This window comes from Gluconacetobacter aggeris, from assembly GCF_014174395.1.
GTDB classification, from domain to species: Bacteria; Pseudomonadota; Alphaproteobacteria; order Acetobacterales; family Acetobacteraceae; genus Gluconacetobacter; species Gluconacetobacter aggeris.
This window is the reverse complement of the sequence record NZ_JABEQD010000004.1, coordinates 59,170-73,746: the sequence shown is the minus strand read 5'-3', so window position 1 is coordinate 73,746 and position 14,577 is coordinate 59,170. Positions and strand designations below refer to the sequence as shown.

Here is a 14,577-nt window from a genome sequence, read left to right as displayed (position 1 = left end):
GCTTCGGCCGCAATCCTCGTCCATTTGTGTCCCGCTCCGATCCTTCCGGGGCGGTTGCCTATCCGGTCCGGAGCGATCAGGCTAGGGTTCGCGGATCACTATGAGCAGGATATCCGGTTTCAATGACATCCTCATCGTCCCCTGACGGGTTGTCCCATGACAGGCTTCTGGACCGGCTGGGCGAAGTCGCGGTTCGCATCGGGCTGAACGTCGCGCCGGGCCAGCAGGTGCTGATCACGGCGCCGCTCGACGCCGTGCCGCTGGTACGCAAGATCGCCGAACATGCCTATCGGGCCGGCGCGTCGCTCGTGACCCCGTTCTATACGGACGACGCGGTCACGCTGGCGCGCTTCCATCATGCGCCCGACGCGGCATTCGACATCGCGCCGAACTGGCTGCATGACGGCATGGCCAATGCCTATCGCCAGGGTGCGGCGCGCATGGCCATTACCGGCGGCAATCCCGTGCTGCTGAGCCAGGAAAATCCCGACCATGTCGCGCGCGCCAACAAGGCCGCGTCGCTGGCCGGCCGCCCGGCGATGGAACTGATCACCAGTTTCGCCGTGAACTGGAACATCGTCGCCTGCGCCACCCCTGCCTGGGCGGCGCAGGTCTTCCCGGACGAGACGCCGGAACGGGCGCTGGAGCTTTTGTGGAGCGCGATCTTCCAGGCCTCGCGCGTCACGGTCGACGACCCGGTGGCGGCCTGGAGCGCCCATAACGAAACCCTGCACCGGCGCGCCGACTGGCTGAACGACCGGCGCTTCGCGGCGCTGCACTTCACCGGCCCCGGCACCGACCTGACGGTGGGCCTCGCCGACGGCCATGCCTGGGCCGGCGGGTCGGAACCCGCGCGCAACGGCATCGTGTGCAATCCCAACATCCCGACCGAGGAAGTCTTCACCACCCCGCATGCGCGGCGGGTCGAGGGCTTCGTCCGCGCCACCAAGCCCCTGTTCCACCAGGGGACGCTGATCGACGGCATCGCGGTGCGCTTCGAAGGCAGCCGCATCACCGAGGCCCATGCCACCCAGGGCCAGGCGGTGCTGGAACGTATCCTGGCCACCGACGACGGCGCCCGCCGCCTCGGCGAGGTCGCGCTGGTGCCGCATTCCTCGCCGATCTCGCAGAGCGGGGTGCTGTTCCGCAACACGCTGTTCGACGAGAACGCCTCCAGCCACATCGCGCTGGGGCAGGCCTACACGAAATGCATGGTGGAGACCGAGGGCCAGACGCCGGAACAGCTCGAGGCCCGAGGTGCCAATACCAGCTTCATCCATATCGACTGGATGATCGGCTCGGCCGAAATCGACGTGACCGCCATCACCCAGGATGGCGCCCGCGAACCCCTGATGAAACACGGTGAATGGGTCAACAGAGTATGACGACACGACTGACGATCCTAGCGGCCGTCCTGGCCGCCGCCCTGCCTGCCGCAGCACTCGCCCAGCAGCCGCAGCCTCAGCCCGCCCAGCAGGCACGCCAGCCCTCGCCGGCCGAGGTCGCGGCCTTCCAGCGCGACGTGCAGACGGCCGTGCAATATCCGCTGCCCGCCGATTTCCTGCCGCGCATGACGGCGACTCTCCGCGCCATCCAGGCCGCCGGCATCAACCCGCCGAATGCCCAGACCCTGTCGCTGGCCCAGACCATCGACCAGACCGCCGCCGTTCCGGGCCTGTCCCAGATCCTGTCGGCCCACGGCTTCTCGGCCCGCGATTTCGTGCTGGGGATCAGCGCGTTCGGCATCACCGAGTCCCTGATCCGCCAGCCGCCGCCGGCGGGTGCCCATGCCCCCACCCCCAACCCGGCCAACGTGGCCCTGCTGCGCGCCCACCAGCAGGAGGCCGACGCCCTGCTGCAGGCGATGAACTGACACCAGCCTGAGAAGCTTACGGACGGATGGCGCGCCCCGATTTCGGATGACGGAACCGGGGCATCGTCTTTTCACGCAAGCGTGATAGGGGCGGCCGGTGATGGACGTCCCCGGACGCACAGAAGTCCATTACCCTTGATGAAATTGATTCTTCTTCAAAAAACCACAGGTTTTCTGGAAACCCTTCATGTCCTCACGCGTCATGACGGCATGATGAAACAGTCGGTTTATTATTGCAATTGCGAGGCGTTCTTAACTAAGGTCATCCCCACGCACGATGCGCAACAGCCGATCGGGAGTGTCCCATGACTGACGCAATGCCCCGCCTTTACGACCTGTCCCCCAGCGAGAGACTGACGGTCCGACTCCTCCGGCGCCTGTCCGCACAATGGACGACCGGGCAAGGCACGATCAGACACGCCACCCTGCTGCCCGCCCCGGCGCGACCGCGTGCCGCTCACGCGACCATGGCGCTCGCCTTCCATGACGCGTTCAGCCGCATGGCGCATCTGTGCCTGCCGGGACTGGCCGTCGGCACGTCCGGCACCGCCCGGCTCACAGCGACCGAACAGAGTTTCCTGCGCGCCACGGCCGCCGCCCAGCAGGGACGGATGCCGGAAATCGGCACCGCGCTGCACCGCGTCATTTCCCGTCCCTCGGTCCATGCCCGGTTCGTGGCGGCGGTGAAGATGCTGGGCGCGTATCTGGCCAGCACCGGATACCACCTCCCCTATACGCGGCCACACCTGCCGGCGGAGGAAAGGCTGGTTCTCGGTGGCGCCTGCCTGCTGACCATGTCCCGCTGGCACGGGCTGGATATCGGAACGACCCGCGTCCTGTGGCCCCGGACAAAGCCGGAACACGCCGCGTCCTGAACGCTCGGAACCTGATTGGAAACGCGCGCCGGATCGCCACCAGCGCGCATTGACCGACAGGGTCTCAGTCCTGCTCGGGGGCCGGGGCCGAGTTCAGTTGAATGTAGCGCTCGATCCCGACCAGCTTGATCAGGTCGAACTGACGATCGAGGAAATCCTCATGCTCTTCCTCGTTATCGAGGATCTTCAGAAGGAGGTCGCGCGACACGTAATCCCGCACGCTCTCGCAATAGGCGATGCCCTCACGCAGGTCGTCGAGCGCCTTTTCCTCGAGCTTGAGGTCGCATTCCAGGATCTCCTGGACGTTCTGGCCGACCAGGATGGTGTTCAGCCGCTGCACGTTGGGCAGGCCACCGAGATAGAGAATGCGCTCGATCAGCCAGTCGGCATGGCGCATCTCTTCGATTGATTCCTCGTATTCCTTCTTCCCCAGCAGGGTGACCCCCCAATGGCGCAGCGTGCGGGCGTGCAGGAAATACTGGTTGATCGCCGTCAGCTCGTTGGTGAGCTGCGTGTTCAGATGCTCGATAACCTTGGGATCCTTGATGGCCATGAGCCGCCTCCGCTTGGTTGGAACGCTTCGATCATCGACCTACACCCTGCCGCGCCCCGATTGCAAACATAAAAACACATATATATCAGCATGATAATAGATATGATTATCACTCACACCCCGTCGGGAGCCGCAGGAACGCCCGACAGACCATGACGGGAGGAACGAGCGTATCATGTATGTTGCCATGGACGCAGTCCGAACCGTTCCGCCTGGTCCATATCTCGGCCGGCGAGGGCAAGACATTGACGATCGGCCCGCCCGCCTTCGCGGCGATGGCATCCGGATGCCTCTTGATGTTCCGGATCACTCCCCCTCGGTCGCATGGAAGCGCGTGTAATCGACCGTAATCCGCCCGTCGGCCGACGTGTCGATAATATCGACGAAACGATGATTGTACAGCACCCTGTCGAACCCATAGGCTGTGCGGGCGAAGACGCTCTGCCCCGAGACCTCGTCGGTTCCGCTCACGGTCGTGACGATTTCCGCCTCTTCCCTGCGCAATTCCTCGGCCGTCAGGCCGTTCAGCGGGCTGTGCGCGTCGATGACATGCATCAGCGAGAACGCAAAGCGCAGCACCGGAATATGGGATTGAACCAGCACCAGCGGATCGAACTGCCGGGCCAGCCGCCCGTTCGGCTGGACGATCAGGCGCGAGAGAAACAGTTCCGCATCGACCGACAGGATCGGGCTCAGGCGCTGGTTCGCGACGCGCACGCTCAGGTGCGACGTCTCGCTGTCCTTGCGGATCAGCGCGCTGTTGCTGAACATGACCCTGGCCCTCGGCCGGGCGAAACGGGCGAAGACCAGGCCGGTGGCCACCGCATTCAGGATCATGCCCGCCAGCAGCTCGCACGACGCGATCGCATGCGCCGCCGGGCCCACCGGGGCCATCACGCCGTAGCCGACGGTGGAGAAGGTCTGGATGCTGAAGAAGAAATAATCCCAGAACACACCGGGCCGGGTGCCGGCGATCTGCCGGGGCACCATCATGTACAGCAGCGCGAAGGCGGCGTTGACCACGACATAGCCGGCCAGGGCATACCAGAAGAAACGGCTCCAGCGGATCGTCAGCGCATGATGATAGAAATCGGACCACGCCCTGTCGGCGTGGCCCACGCGCACGATATTGTCATGCCCCCGCTCTTCCAGCGCATGATGACTGCGCAGGCGCGACAGAACGTGCGGCATATGGGCCGCCAGGGGCCTTTTTCCCGCACCCTCCCGCTGACTCGACGGCTCCGAAGCCCTGCCCATATCCGCAAACCCTTCCGCAATAGCTGATTGCGGACAGAATGGCGCGAAAACGGCACGCCGCGTATGGCACGGATTGCGCGGGTCTCATGCGCGCCACGCCATTCCCCCGCCTGAAGCCGGCGTGAAGCCTGCATGCCTGATCGGGTCTTTTCACCATGCGGCGATCATTCGTCCGGGCTGCGCCCGTTCCCGCGCGGCCTTCCCTTTCCACCACAATGGCGCGACGGCACTGGCCGGAACCCGGCGGCCATGGCACCATCGCCCATCCACAGGAGAACAGGCCATGACCGCCTATATCGTCTTCACACGGGAATCCACCAGCGACCAGGCGGAACTCGACGCCTATTCGCAGACGGTCGCCCCCACCTTCGAGGGGCACCCTCTCAAGGTGCTGGCCGCCTACGGCACCCAGGAAGTGCTGGAAGGAACCGCCCCGGAAGGGGTCGTGATCCTCGAATTCCCGACCGTCGAGGCCGCACGCGCCTGGTACGACAGCCCAGCCTACCAGACGGTCGTACAGCACCGCTGGAAAGGCGCGTCATACCGCGTCGTCATCGTCCAGGGCGTCTAGCAGACCGCTTTGAAACAGCGCTGCCGGCAGTCCTGACGCCCAGCGACAAGTCAAGGCTGTCAGGCGGCGGCGAGGGCCGCCACGACCCGCTGCCGGCGAAACAGGCCGGCCGCGAGCGTCCGCGCATCATGGAGAGATGCCATGATCTGTCCATTCAGCGGACGCAGCCATTCATGAATGGCACGAAATACGCGCGTTCCATCATGGCGAGAGTGGATGACGACCCCGACGAACACACCGTCGATCTCGACGACCTCGGATTTGATCATGACATGGCTCTCCTTCCCATGGCGGCCTGTCGGCAGAAACGCAGGTTCATGACCACGATACCGGGCCGGACTCAACGACGGCACGATGAAGACTTCATGACGGTCCGATGAAGGCCCCCACCCCCGAGCCCGCGCGCATGTCCAGACGGGCCCTCACGCCCAGAAAACGGGGGTCCGGCGAAACCTGCGCCATTGCCTGTGCGCCTCATCGCGGGTGGCATCCTGGCGGCAGCAGAGAAATCCCGAGACCGCGCCCAGGACATGGCGCATCTCGCCGCCGGCCTCTCCGTCGAACCGCTCCAGCAGCCTCCCCGTGGTCAGCACGTCACTATCCATGCCCAGGGTGGCCTGCGCCGCCGCCAGGCGCCGCAGAAAGGCCCCTCCCTTCTGCCCCGGCGCATGCAGCGTCACGAAGAATTCCGACGCATAACGCAGCTTTTTCAGCGCCAGGCGCACACCGTGGCGTTCCGGCGGCGTCAGCCGCGTGAAACCCCGCCCCGTGCGCCGTGCCTTGCGATGCAGCCGCGCCAGATGGCGGGCGGCGAAATCGGCCGCCGGCTCCTCCAGCGCCTTCAGCCCCGCCGGCGACCGGGCCTCGTCCCACAACGCCCCTTCGGCCAGACGGTCCATCAGGTGCAGGATCCATTCTGCATCCTCGCCACCCAGCACCTGCCGAACCCGCTCATAGGCCGCGTCGCGCAAGGGGTTGGCCAGCGGCGGCAGCAGCCCGGCCACATTGATCCCCGCCCGCCCCAGCGGGCTGAGACCCGGCAGCGTTTCCAGCATGAAGACATCCCAGTCCCGCGCCTCTCCGACCGTGCGCGCCAGCATGCGCGCCCGCGCCGCCGCCTCGTCCAGCGTCGCGCTGGGATAATCCCGCCGCAGCAGGCCCATCAGCGCGCGGAAGCGGCGCAGGGCCACACGCACCTGATGCACGCCCTCGACATTCCGCCCATCCATCGCCACCGGCCGGTTGGCCTCCAGATGGTCGCGCAGGACGCGGGCGATCCGCACCACCGCGCGGCGCACGGTATCGTCTCGCTCCAGTTCGACCGGCATGGCACGGTGACTGTCCGGAATGATGGTCTGGGCCCGATCAGCCATGCGCCAACGCCTCCCCTATCGCCACACCACGGGGCGGATGGCGAAATTGCTCTGGATCTGTGCCACGCCCGGCAGGCGCGAGAGTTCCTCGTTATGGATGCGCTCGTAATCCGCCGCATCGCGTACCGCGACATGCAGCAGGTAATCGGCATCGCCGGTCATCAGGTAACATTGGCGCACATCGGGGCAGGTCCTGACCCGGGCCTCGAACCGCCGCAGGCATTCCTCGGTCTGGCGTTCCAGCGTGATCCGCACGATCACGATCGTCGTCCCCTCGCGTGCCCGTTCGTCGATGATCGCGCGATAACCGCGGATCACCCCGGCCTGTTCCAGTTGCCGCACCCGCCGCAGGCAGGCCGAGGGGGAAAGCCCGACCCGCTGCGCCAGATCGGCATTGGTCATGCGCCCGTCCTGGCTCAGATGGCGCAGAATCGCCTCGGTCGCCCGGCCCATTTTCTGTTTCGAATCGGAATCTATCATGCTTCGGCAACCATCCCGGCAGATCATGCCATTCTGGCGCACAGAATTGCACATTCGGCACGCGCGAGACAGATCGTGCGACCATTCGGCAGGAAATATCAGCCCAACCGTCCTAAGCTGCTTCAGCACACCCCATGCCCTGATCGGTCGAGGCCGCGCCGCCCATGCCCCACTCCACCTCCGCCCCCCGCCTGTCCGATGCCGGCTGGCCCCGTGCCCGGGCGGGCGCGACCCTGACGATCGACCTCGATGCCATTCGCGCCAATTACCGCACCGTGCGCGGCCTGGCGGCCGGCGCGGAATGCGCGGCGGTGGTCAAGGCCGATGCCTACGGGCTGGGCGCGGCGCGGGTCGCCCCCGCGCTGGAACAGGCCGGCGCACGGACCTTCTTCGTCGCCCATGTGGACGAGGGCATCGCCCTGCGCCCCCATATCGCGCCCACCAGCCGGATCTTCGTCCTGCACGGCCCGCTGGCCGGGGCCGAAGCCGATTGCGTGCGGCACGACCTGATCCCGGTGCTGAACAGCGTCGAGCAGATTCGGGACTGGCGCACCCTGGCGCACGGGCTGGGCCGCACACTGCCGGCGGCGGTGCAGCTCGATACCGGCATGTCGCGCTTCGGCCTGTCGGAACAGGATCTCGCCTCCATCGATGCCGAACCCGACGGCTGGCGCGGCATCGATCGCCGCCTGGTCATGAGCCACCTCGCCTGCGCCGACGATCCGTCCGACCCGGCCAGCGCCCGGCAGCGCGACCGCCTGCTGGCGATGCGCGCGTGCCTGCCGGCCGCGCCGCTCAGCCTGTCCGCGTCCTCCGGCATCTTCCTGGGGCGCGATTTCCATTTCGACCTCGTGCGCCCCGGCGCCGCGCTCTACGGCGTGGCCCCCAATGACAGCGCGCCCAACCCGATGCGCCCGGTGGTGCGCCTGCAGGCGCGGATTCTCCAGACCCGCACCGTCGGCCCCAGGGACGGCGTGGGCTACGGCCTCACCTACCGCCCGACCAGCGCGCGCCGGATCGCGACCATCGCCGCCGGCTATGCCGACGGCTTCCTGCGCCACGCCGCGCGCGACGGCCGCGCCTGGCTGGGCACGCAGCCCCTGCCGATCGTCGGCCGCATCTCGATGGATTCCATGGCCGTCGACATCACCGACGCGCCCGAACCCCTCACCGCCCCCGGCGCCATGCTGGACCTGCTGGGGCCACAACACGGCGTCGATGACGTGGCGCGCGGCGCCGGCACCATCGGCTACGAGATCCTGACCTCCCTGGGCCATCGCTACCACCGCGCCTATGTCGCGGACGGCGCGGCCCTCACCTGAGCGGACCTGATACCCAATCATGAAGATCATCATTCTCGGCGGCGGCGTGGTCGGCGTGACCTCGGCCTGGTACCTCGCGCAGGCCGGACACACGGTCACGGTCATCGACCGGCAGCCGGCGGCGGGGCTGGAAACCAGCTTCGCCAATGCCGGCCAGGTCTCGCCCGGCTATTCCTCCCCCTGGGCCGGGCCGGGCGTGCCGCTGAAGGCGGTGCGCTGGCTGCTGATGGCCTATCGCCCGTTCGTCTTCCGCCCGATGGCCGACCCGCACCAGTGGCGCTGGCTGATGCAGATGCTGGCCAACTGCACGGCCGCCGCCTACGACCGCAACAAGGGGCGCATGGTCCGGCTGGCGGAATATAGCCGCGACGTCATGGGCGAGCTGCGCGCCAGCACCGGCATCGCCTATGACGACCGCCAGCAGGGCACGTTGCAGGTCTTCCGCAAGCAGAAGCAACTGGACCATATCGGCGACGACCTGCGCGTGCTGGACCAGTACAAGGTGCCGTACGAGGTGCTGGACGCCGCAGGCTGCGTGCGGGCCGAACCCGGACTGGCGGCGGCACAGGACAAGCTCGTCGGCGGCCTGCGCCTGCCGGGCGACGAGACCGGCGACGCCCACATCTTCACCCAGCGCCTGGCGGCGATGGCGGCGGAACGGGGCGTGACCTTCCTGTACGACACCACCATCCGCAGCCTGCAGCGCGAGGGCGGCCGCATCACCGGCATCGACACCAGCCGGGGCCGGATGAACGCGGATGCCTATGTGCTGGCACTGGGCAGTTTCTCGCCCGCCATGGTGCGCGCCCTGGGGCTCGCCCTGCCGATCTATCCGGTGAAAGGCTATTCGATCACCGCGCCCATCATCAACGCGGCGCGCGCCCCGGTCTCCACCGTGATGGACGAGACCTACAAGATCGGCATCACCCGGCTGGGCGAGCGCATCCGCGTCGGCGGCACCGCCGAACTGGCGGGCTTCAGCACCACGCTCCGCGCCCCGCGCCGGGCCACGCTGGAACATTCGCTGACCGACCTGTTCGCCGGCGCCGGCGACGTGCCGGCCGCGACCTTCTGGACCGGGCTGCGCCCCATGACGCCCGATGGCACGCCGATCATCGGCCCCACCGACATCGACAATCTGTACCTCAACACCGGCCACGGCACGCTGGGCTGGACCATGGCCTGCGGGTCGGGCCGGGTGCTGGCCGATATCCTCTCGGGCCGCAAGCCCGACATCGCGCACGAGGATCTGGCCCTCAGCCGCTATCGCGCCTGAGCACGGCTCCCGTCAAAACGCCCCCCCGCCATGCGCGGGGGCCTCGCTTGCCGCCGTCCGGACGCTGCGATATGGTGCGCGCCGCATCCAGAGCCGGGATTTCCCGGCACCAACCTGCATCCGAGCAAGGTGGCGTTCCCGTTCCGGGAAGATGTGGCCGATCCGGCAAAAAACGGACCGCTACCTCGTGTCATCGATCCTCGTGGTGCCTGTAGCAAGCGAGGAAAGGCCGCGATCGCGATGCCCCATACACAGCAATTCGCCAGCGACAATTATGCCGGCATCTGTCCCGAAGCCCTGCGGGCGATGGAAGAGGCCAATCGCGGCTCCGCCCCCGCCTATGGCGACGATCCGTGGACGCTGCGCGCCGCCGACGCCTTCCGCCGGACATTCGAAACCGATTGCGAGCTGTTCTTCGTCTTCAACGGCACGGCCGCCAATTCGCTGGCGCTTGCATCGCTGTGCCAGTCGTACGAAAGCATCATCGCCGCCGATATCGCCCATGTCGAAACCGACGAGTGCGGGGCGCCGGAATTCTTCTCGAACGGCGCCAAGATCCTGGTCGGCCGCACCACCAACGGCAAGCTGACGCCGGAGACCATCCGCGCCTTCGTGCTGGGCCGCACCGACATCCATTTCCCGCGTCCCAAGGCCGTCACCATCACCCAGCCGACCGAAACCGGGCAGGTCTACAGCCTGAACGAAATCCGCGCGATTTCCGCCACCTGCCGCGAACTGGGGCTGCGGCTGCACATGGATGGCGCGCGCTTCGCCAACGCGGTCGAAACGCTGGGCTGCGCGCCCGCCGAGATGACCTGGCAGGCCGGCGTCGACGTGATGAGCTTCGGCGGCACCAAGAACGGCATGGCGATCGGCGAGGCCGTGATCTTCTTCGACCGCGCGCTGGCCGAAGGGTTCGACTATCGCTGCAAGCAGGCCGGACAACTGGCCTCCAAGATGCGTTTCCTGTCCGCCCCCTGGGCCGTGATGTTCGAAACCGGCGCGTGGCGCACCCATGCCGCCCATGCCAATGCCTGCGCCCGCCACTTCGCGGAACAGGTCGAGGGATTGCCCGAGGTCGAGATCATGTTCCCGGTCGAAGCCAATGGCGTGTTCCTGAAACTGCCGCCGGCCCTGATCGGCGGGCTGCACGCGCGCGGCTGGCGGTTCTACACCTTCATCGGCGGCAGCGCCCGCTTCATGTTCGCGTGGGATTCCGAAATCGCCCGCATCGACGCGCTGGTGGCCGACCTGCGCGCGCTCGCCACCGCCGACGCGGCATAGGCCCGGGCCCCGACATGACGCTGCAATCGTGGCTTCTCTACCTGAACGCCGTGTTCCTGCTGTCGGCCATTCCGGGGCCGAACATGACGCATATCATGACCGCCAGCATCCGCTACGGGGTGCGGCGGACCATTCCCGACATGGCGGGCTGCCTGCTGTCGCTGGTCGCGCTGATGGCGGCCTCGGCCCTGGGCCTCAGCGCCGTGCTGGCGGCGTCGCCACTGCTGTTCACCATCCTGAAATTCGCCGGTGCCTTCTACCTGATCCAGCTTGGCGTGCGCGGCTGGCTGTCGCATGCGCCCGCGGCAGGGGCGGAAGGCGCCGTCATGCCGCCGCTGGCGTGGCATGCCTCGCTGCGCACCTCGTTCCTGGTCGGGGCCAGCAATCCCAAGGCCATCGTCTTCGCGGCGTCCTTCCTGCCGCAATTCGTCAACCCTGCCGCCCCGCAGGCCCCGCAATATGCGTTGCTGGTCGCCACCTCGGCGGTGGTCGAGATCCTGTGGTACATGGTCTATGCCGGCAGCGGCGCCCGGCTGGCCGCGGTGCTGTCCCGCGCCACCTGGCGCCGGCGCATGCAGCGGACCAGCGGCGCCCTGTTCATCCTGTTCGGCTGCGTGCTGCTGCTGCACGAGCCGAAATAAGAGGCTGTTTCAAAAGCCCCGCCAGCCACGCTTCCACTCACCATCGAAGCTTTTGAAACGCCTCTCTACGGGACCATCCGCAAAGCCACCCGGCAGGGTGACTTTGCAAAATCGTCTTTCACAGGAACATGGTTACAGCACGACCTGCCCGCTGATCCGGGTCACGGCCTCACCACCGATCCAGATGCCACCCCCGTCCTGCGTCACCCGGACCCGCCCCATCCGTCCCAGCACGGTCCCCTGGCTGGCGATATAGGCGTGCGGGGCCAGGCCGGCACCGATCAGCCATTTCGCCAATCCCGCATTCAGACTGCCGGTCACAGGGTCCTCGAAACCCGCCTCCCCACCGATAAAGGCCCGGACCTCGAACCGTGCCGCATCACCATCCCGCGCCGCGTCCCATGGTGCGACCAAGCCGACGCGCCAGCCACCCAGGGCCCGCAGGTCAGGCCGAAGCGCCAGCAACTCCGCCCGATCGCGCAGCATCAGGGCCAGCCAGCCGGGACCGTTATCGACCCAGTTCGCAGCCACCACCCGATCCATGGACAGCCCCAGAATCCGGGTGACGGCTTCCAGGTCCGACGCATCGACCGGCCCCGCGCGACGCAGCGGCGGGGCGGCGAAGGCCAATCCATCGCCATCGCGCCGCACCGTCACCAGCCCGGCACCGCATTGCTGCACCACGTCGCGCCCCTGCGGCACGCCCCCCATGGCCAGCCAGACATGGCACGATCCCAGCGTGGGATGCCCGGCGAACGGCAGTTCCTCCTCCGGCGTGAAGATCCGCACCCGGTAGTCGACGCCGGACACCGTGGGCTTCAGCAGGAACGTCGTCTCGCTGAGATTCATCCAGTTCGCAAGGGCCGCCATCTGCGCATCATCCAGCCCATCCGCTCCCGCGACAACGGCCAGCGGATTGCCCTTCAACGGCGCGGCCGCGAAGACATCGACCTGATGAAAGGCGTATGTCGTCATCTTCCGTTTCTCCACATCATCCCGTTCGTTCATGCTCATGCGCCGGCTCCGTCAGGCCGGCGGCGCATCGTGCAACGCGGCGCTCAGCATCGGTGCTCCGATCCGCGCCACAGCCTGCGCCAGTGCCTGTTGCCGGCAATCCGACCGCCCGATGGCGGCACGCAGTGCGTCCAGGCTGGCCCGATCGTCGCCGCACGCCACCAGCGCGGCATGATCCAGCCGCGCCAGCAACCCACGCGCATGCGCCGCGTCGCGCAGGTCGGCACCGTCGTAGGCCACCCGCACCGCATCCGTTTTGTCCGTCGGCACGTCCTGGCCGTTTGCCGGCCCATGCACCGCCAGCAGCAGGATCAGGCCGAGGGCGATGACCAGCCCCATCCCCGCCCCCTCGACATGATTCCAGATCCCGTTCGACCCGGACAGCCGGAACGGCCGGGCCCGCTTCCGGGCTGCCCCCGTCGCCTTTCCCATGATGACCATCATCAATCATCCTCTTTTCAGCACGAAGAGTCCGTCCCCGCCGAGGCATCCTTTCCCCGGCATGCAGGACAATCCCAAAAATTGTACTATTACAATTCAACTTTTCTCTTCGTTTCTGTAGTTTTATTCTAGGACATTCGACGGTCAATCGTTATATTGTCATATATCAATCAGACCCATTCCCATGGCAGGCCGCATGACCCCTCACTGGCGCCCCGACATTCCGCCCCCGCCCGGCCCGCTCTATCACCGGCTGGTCGACGCGATGGAGCGGGATATCGCATCGGGGCTTCTACCCGCCGGCAGCCGCCTGCCGCCCCAGCGCGACCTTGCCTATGCGCTCGGACTCAGCGTCGGCACGGTGACCAAGGCCTATGCCGAGGCCGAGCGGCGCGGCCTTCTGCTGGCCCATGTCGGCCGCGGCTCCTTCATCCGGGGTGCGAGTCCGGACATCGCGATCGCGACCAGCTTCGATCCCGCGCCATCCGCCCCCGCCCCGCAGGCGGCCACCATCGACCTGCGCTGCAACGTCCCCCCGCGTGTCGGATTGTCCCGGATGCTGGAACGCGCAGTGGCGGACCTGGCGGCCACCGGGCTGCTGGAGCCCGCCGTGCAGTACATCCAGGGCACCGGCCTGCGTTCGGTGCGCGAGGCCGGCGCGGCGTGGCTGGCGCGCCGGCACGGCCTTGCCTGCGATCCGGCCGACCTGATCCAGTGCAATGGCGGGCAGCACGCGATCGCGCTGGTGCTTTCCTCGCTCTGCCGGCCGGGCGACACGGTGCTGTGCGAGGCCGCGACCTTCTACGGCGCGCGCACGGCCGCCGAACATCTGGGCCTGACATTGCGCGGCGTGGCGATGGACGAACAGGGGCTGATCCCCGCCGCGCTGGAGCGCGCCGCCGCCGAGACCCGGGCGCGCGTGCTGTTCACGGTGCCGACCCTGCAAAACCCGACGACCCGGACCATGAGCCTGTCCCGCCGGCAGGACATCGCGCGGATCGCCCGCCAGCACGACCTGACGATCTTCGAGGACGATGCCTATTACACCTATGCCGATCCGGCCGACCGTCCGCCGCCGATCGCGACCATCGCGCCCGAGCGCACGCTCTATCTCGCCAGCATTTCCAAGGGGATCTGTCCGGGCTTCCGCCTGGGCTTCGTGACCCTGCCGCCCAATGTGGCGCGCGAGCGGATCATGCGCGGCATCCGCGCGCTGGGCTATTGCCCGCCCGCGCTCGGCGGCCTGGTCTTCGCCCGCTGGGTGGCGGACGGCACCGCCGATGCCGTGGCCGACGCGGTGCAGGCCGAAACCGCCGCGCGGCTGGCCATGGCCCGCCGGATCCTGGGACAGGCCATGGACATGCCGGGCGCGATACGCTCGCCCCATGTCTGGGTGCCGCTCTCCCCGCTGGCCGCCCAGCGCACCCTCAACCACGCCCTGCGCGCAGGCGTGGAACTCACGCCGCCCGAAGCCTGCGCCGTATCGCGCGAGGCCGATTCCGGCCTCCGGATCTGCCTCGGCGCCCCGGAAGACCATTCGGGCCTGGAACGGGCGCTCCATATCGTACGCGACGGCATCCACGACCCCACGAGCGGCGACGCCGGCATCATCTGAGG

Annotated in this window: 16 protein-coding genes and 1 riboswitch; of the genes, 9 read left to right on the top strand and 7 right to left on the bottom strand. The window is 67.5% G+C overall.

What is annotated here, in order from left to right; translation table 11 throughout:
* Positions 1-122 precede the first annotated feature (122 nt).
* The 3 genes from HLH36_RS07675 (at position 123) to HLH36_RS07665 (ending at position 2,748) form a co-directional block, all read left to right on the top strand.
* Positions 123-1,385: an aminopeptidase gene (locus tag HLH36_RS07675; RefSeq protein ID WP_182985827.1), complete on the top strand. Its 1,263-nt coding sequence runs from the start codon at positions 123-125 to the stop codon at positions 1,383-1,385.
* A complete protein-coding gene (locus HLH36_RS07670; RefSeq protein WP_182985826.1) occupies positions 1,382-1,873 on the top strand; it encodes a hypothetical protein in 492 nt (163 codons plus the stop codon). Before HLH36_RS07675 ends, HLH36_RS07670 begins: the two co-directional genes overlap by 4 nt.
* A gap of 305 nt (positions 1,874-2,178) precedes the next feature.
* Positions 2,179-2,748 carry a hypothetical protein gene (locus tag HLH36_RS07665; RefSeq protein ID WP_182985825.1) on the top strand — a complete coding sequence of 190 codons (570 nt, stop codon included), beginning with the start codon at positions 2,179-2,181 and terminating at the stop codon, positions 2,746-2,748.
* A gap of 64 nt (positions 2,749-2,812) precedes the next feature.
* Here HLH36_RS07665 and bfr read toward each other — a convergent pair whose 3' ends face one another.
* Both bfr and HLH36_RS07655 read right to left on the bottom strand, forming a co-directional pair.
* Positions 2,813-3,301 (bottom strand): bacterioferritin, encoded by a 489-nt coding sequence (bfr, locus tag HLH36_RS07660; protein ID WP_182966559.1) that lies wholly within the window; start codon positions 3,299-3,301, stop codon positions 2,813-2,815.
* Positions 3,302-3,607: 306 nt separating this feature from the next.
* Positions 3,608-4,492 carry an ion channel gene (locus tag HLH36_RS07655; RefSeq protein WP_246376564.1) on the bottom strand — a complete coding sequence of 295 codons (885 nt, stop codon included), beginning with the start codon at positions 4,490-4,492 and terminating at the stop codon, positions 3,608-3,610.
* Positions 4,493-4,841: 349 nt separating this feature from the next.
* Here HLH36_RS07655 and HLH36_RS07650 point away from each other — a divergent pair, with 349 nt between their 5' ends.
* Entirely contained in the window at positions 4,842-5,129 is a 288-nt protein-coding gene (locus HLH36_RS07650) for a DUF1330 domain-containing protein (protein WP_182985823.1), read from the top strand.
* A gap of 59 nt (positions 5,130-5,188) precedes the next feature.
* Here the strand turns inward: HLH36_RS07650 and HLH36_RS07645 are convergent, their stop codons facing one another.
* From HLH36_RS07645 to HLH36_RS07635, 3 genes are all read right to left on the bottom strand, one after another.
* Positions 5,189-5,398, bottom strand: coding sequence for a hypothetical protein (locus tag HLH36_RS07645; protein ID WP_182985822.1), 210 nt, complete (start codon positions 5,396-5,398; stop codon positions 5,189-5,191).
* A gap of 153 nt (positions 5,399-5,551) precedes the next feature.
* Positions 5,552-6,502, bottom strand: a complete 951-nt coding sequence (locus HLH36_RS07640; RefSeq protein WP_220792749.1) for a CHAD domain-containing protein — start codon at positions 6,500-6,502, stop codon at positions 5,552-5,554.
* A gap of 15 nt (positions 6,503-6,517) precedes the next feature.
* Complete coding sequence (locus HLH36_RS07635) at positions 6,518-6,982, bottom strand: Lrp/AsnC family transcriptional regulator (protein ID WP_246376563.1); 465 nt, start codon at positions 6,980-6,982, stop codon at positions 6,518-6,520.
* 164 nt (positions 6,983-7,146) lie between these two features.
* Here HLH36_RS07635 and alr point away from each other — a divergent pair, with 164 nt between their 5' ends.
* The 4 genes from alr to HLH36_RS07615 all read left to right on the top strand — a co-directional run bounded on the left by alr (position 7,147) and on the right by HLH36_RS07615 (position 11,505).
* A complete protein-coding gene (alr, locus tag HLH36_RS07630; protein ID WP_182985821.1) occupies positions 7,147-8,304 on the top strand; it encodes an alanine racemase in 1,158 nt (385 codons plus the stop codon).
* Positions 8,305-8,323: 19 nt separating this feature from the next.
* A complete protein-coding gene (locus HLH36_RS07625) occupies positions 8,324-9,580 on the top strand; it encodes a D-amino acid dehydrogenase (protein WP_182985820.1) in 1,257 nt (418 codons plus the stop codon).
* Between the two features lie 78 nt (positions 9,581-9,658).
* Positions 9,659-9,763, top strand: a riboswitch (SAM-I-IV-variant riboswitch).
* Positions 9,764-9,820: 57 nt separating this feature from the next.
* A complete protein-coding gene (locus HLH36_RS07620) occupies positions 9,821-10,864 on the top strand; it encodes a threonine aldolase family protein (RefSeq protein ID WP_182985819.1) in 1,044 nt (347 codons plus the stop codon).
* Positions 10,865-10,878: 14 nt separating this feature from the next.
* Positions 10,879-11,505 carry a LysE family translocator gene (locus HLH36_RS07615; RefSeq protein ID WP_182985818.1) on the top strand — a complete coding sequence of 209 codons (627 nt, stop codon included), beginning with the start codon at positions 10,879-10,881 and terminating at the stop codon, positions 11,503-11,505.
* A gap of 132 nt (positions 11,506-11,637) precedes the next feature.
* Here HLH36_RS07615 and HLH36_RS07610 read toward each other — a convergent pair whose 3' ends face one another.
* Complete coding sequence (locus tag HLH36_RS07610) at positions 11,638-12,519, bottom strand: PhzF family phenazine biosynthesis protein (RefSeq protein WP_408871859.1); 882 nt, start codon at positions 12,517-12,519, stop codon at positions 11,638-11,640.
* Between the two features lie 12 nt (positions 12,520-12,531).
* Positions 12,532-12,963, bottom strand: coding sequence for a UrcA family protein (locus HLH36_RS07605; protein WP_182985817.1), 432 nt, complete (start codon positions 12,961-12,963; stop codon positions 12,532-12,534).
* A 193-nt stretch (positions 12,964-13,156) separates the two neighbouring features.
* Between HLH36_RS07605 and HLH36_RS07600 the strand changes: the two genes are divergently transcribed.
* Positions 13,157-14,575 carry an aminotransferase-like domain-containing protein gene (locus HLH36_RS07600; protein WP_220792748.1) on the top strand — a complete coding sequence of 473 codons (1,419 nt, stop codon included), beginning with the start codon at positions 13,157-13,159 and terminating at the stop codon, positions 14,573-14,575.
* The last annotated feature ends 2 nt before the right edge of the window (positions 14,576-14,577 follow it).

Bases quoted from the DNA above. Each gene is read 5' to 3' on its own strand.
- HLH36_RS07665 (WP_182985825.1), top strand. From the start codon at position 2,179: ATGACTGACGCAATGCCCCGCCTTTACGACCTGTCCCCCAGCGAGAGA.
- HLH36_RS07605 (WP_182985817.1), bottom strand. From the start codon at position 12,963: ATGATGGTCATCATGGGAAAGGCGACGGGGGCAGCCCGGAAGCGGGCC.
- HLH36_RS07670 (WP_182985826.1), top strand. From the start codon at position 1,382: ATGACGACACGACTGACGATCCTAGCGGCCGTCCTGGCCGCCGCCCTG.
- HLH36_RS07625 (WP_182985820.1), top strand. From the start codon at position 8,324: ATGAAGATCATCATTCTCGGCGGCGGCGTGGTCGGCGTGACCTCGGCC.
- HLH36_RS07675 (WP_182985827.1), top strand. From the start codon at position 123: ATGACATCCTCATCGTCCCCTGACGGGTTGTCCCATGACAGGCTTCTG.
- HLH36_RS07640 (WP_220792749.1), bottom strand. From the start codon at position 6,502: ATGGCTGATCGGGCCCAGACCATCATTCCGGACAGTCACCGTGCCATG.
- HLH36_RS07610 (WP_408871859.1), bottom strand. From the start codon at position 12,519: ATGAGCATGAACGAACGGGATGATGTGGAGAAACGGAAGATGACGACA.
- HLH36_RS07650 (WP_182985823.1), top strand. From the start codon at position 4,842: ATGACCGCCTATATCGTCTTCACACGGGAATCCACCAGCGACCAGGCG.
- HLH36_RS07645 (WP_182985822.1), bottom strand. From the start codon at position 5,398: ATGATCAAATCCGAGGTCGTCGAGATCGACGGTGTGTTCGTCGGGGTC.
- bfr (WP_182966559.1), bottom strand. From the start codon at position 3,301: ATGGCCATCAAGGATCCCAAGGTTATCGAGCATCTGAACACGCAGCTC.
- HLH36_RS07600 (WP_220792748.1), top strand. From the start codon at position 13,157: ATGACCCCTCACTGGCGCCCCGACATTCCGCCCCCGCCCGGCCCGCTC.
- alr (WP_182985821.1), top strand. From the start codon at position 7,147: ATGCCCCACTCCACCTCCGCCCCCCGCCTGTCCGATGCCGGCTGGCCC.
- HLH36_RS07635 (WP_246376563.1), bottom strand. From the start codon at position 6,982: ATGATAGATTCCGATTCGAAACAGAAAATGGGCCGGGCGACCGAGGCG.
- HLH36_RS07655 (WP_246376564.1), bottom strand. From the start codon at position 4,492: ATGCCGCACGTTCTGTCGCGCCTGCGCAGTCATCATGCGCTGGAAGAG.
- HLH36_RS07615 (WP_182985818.1), top strand. From the start codon at position 10,879: ATGACGCTGCAATCGTGGCTTCTCTACCTGAACGCCGTGTTCCTGCTG.
- HLH36_RS07620 (WP_182985819.1), top strand. From the start codon at position 9,821: ATGCCCCATACACAGCAATTCGCCAGCGACAATTATGCCGGCATCTGT.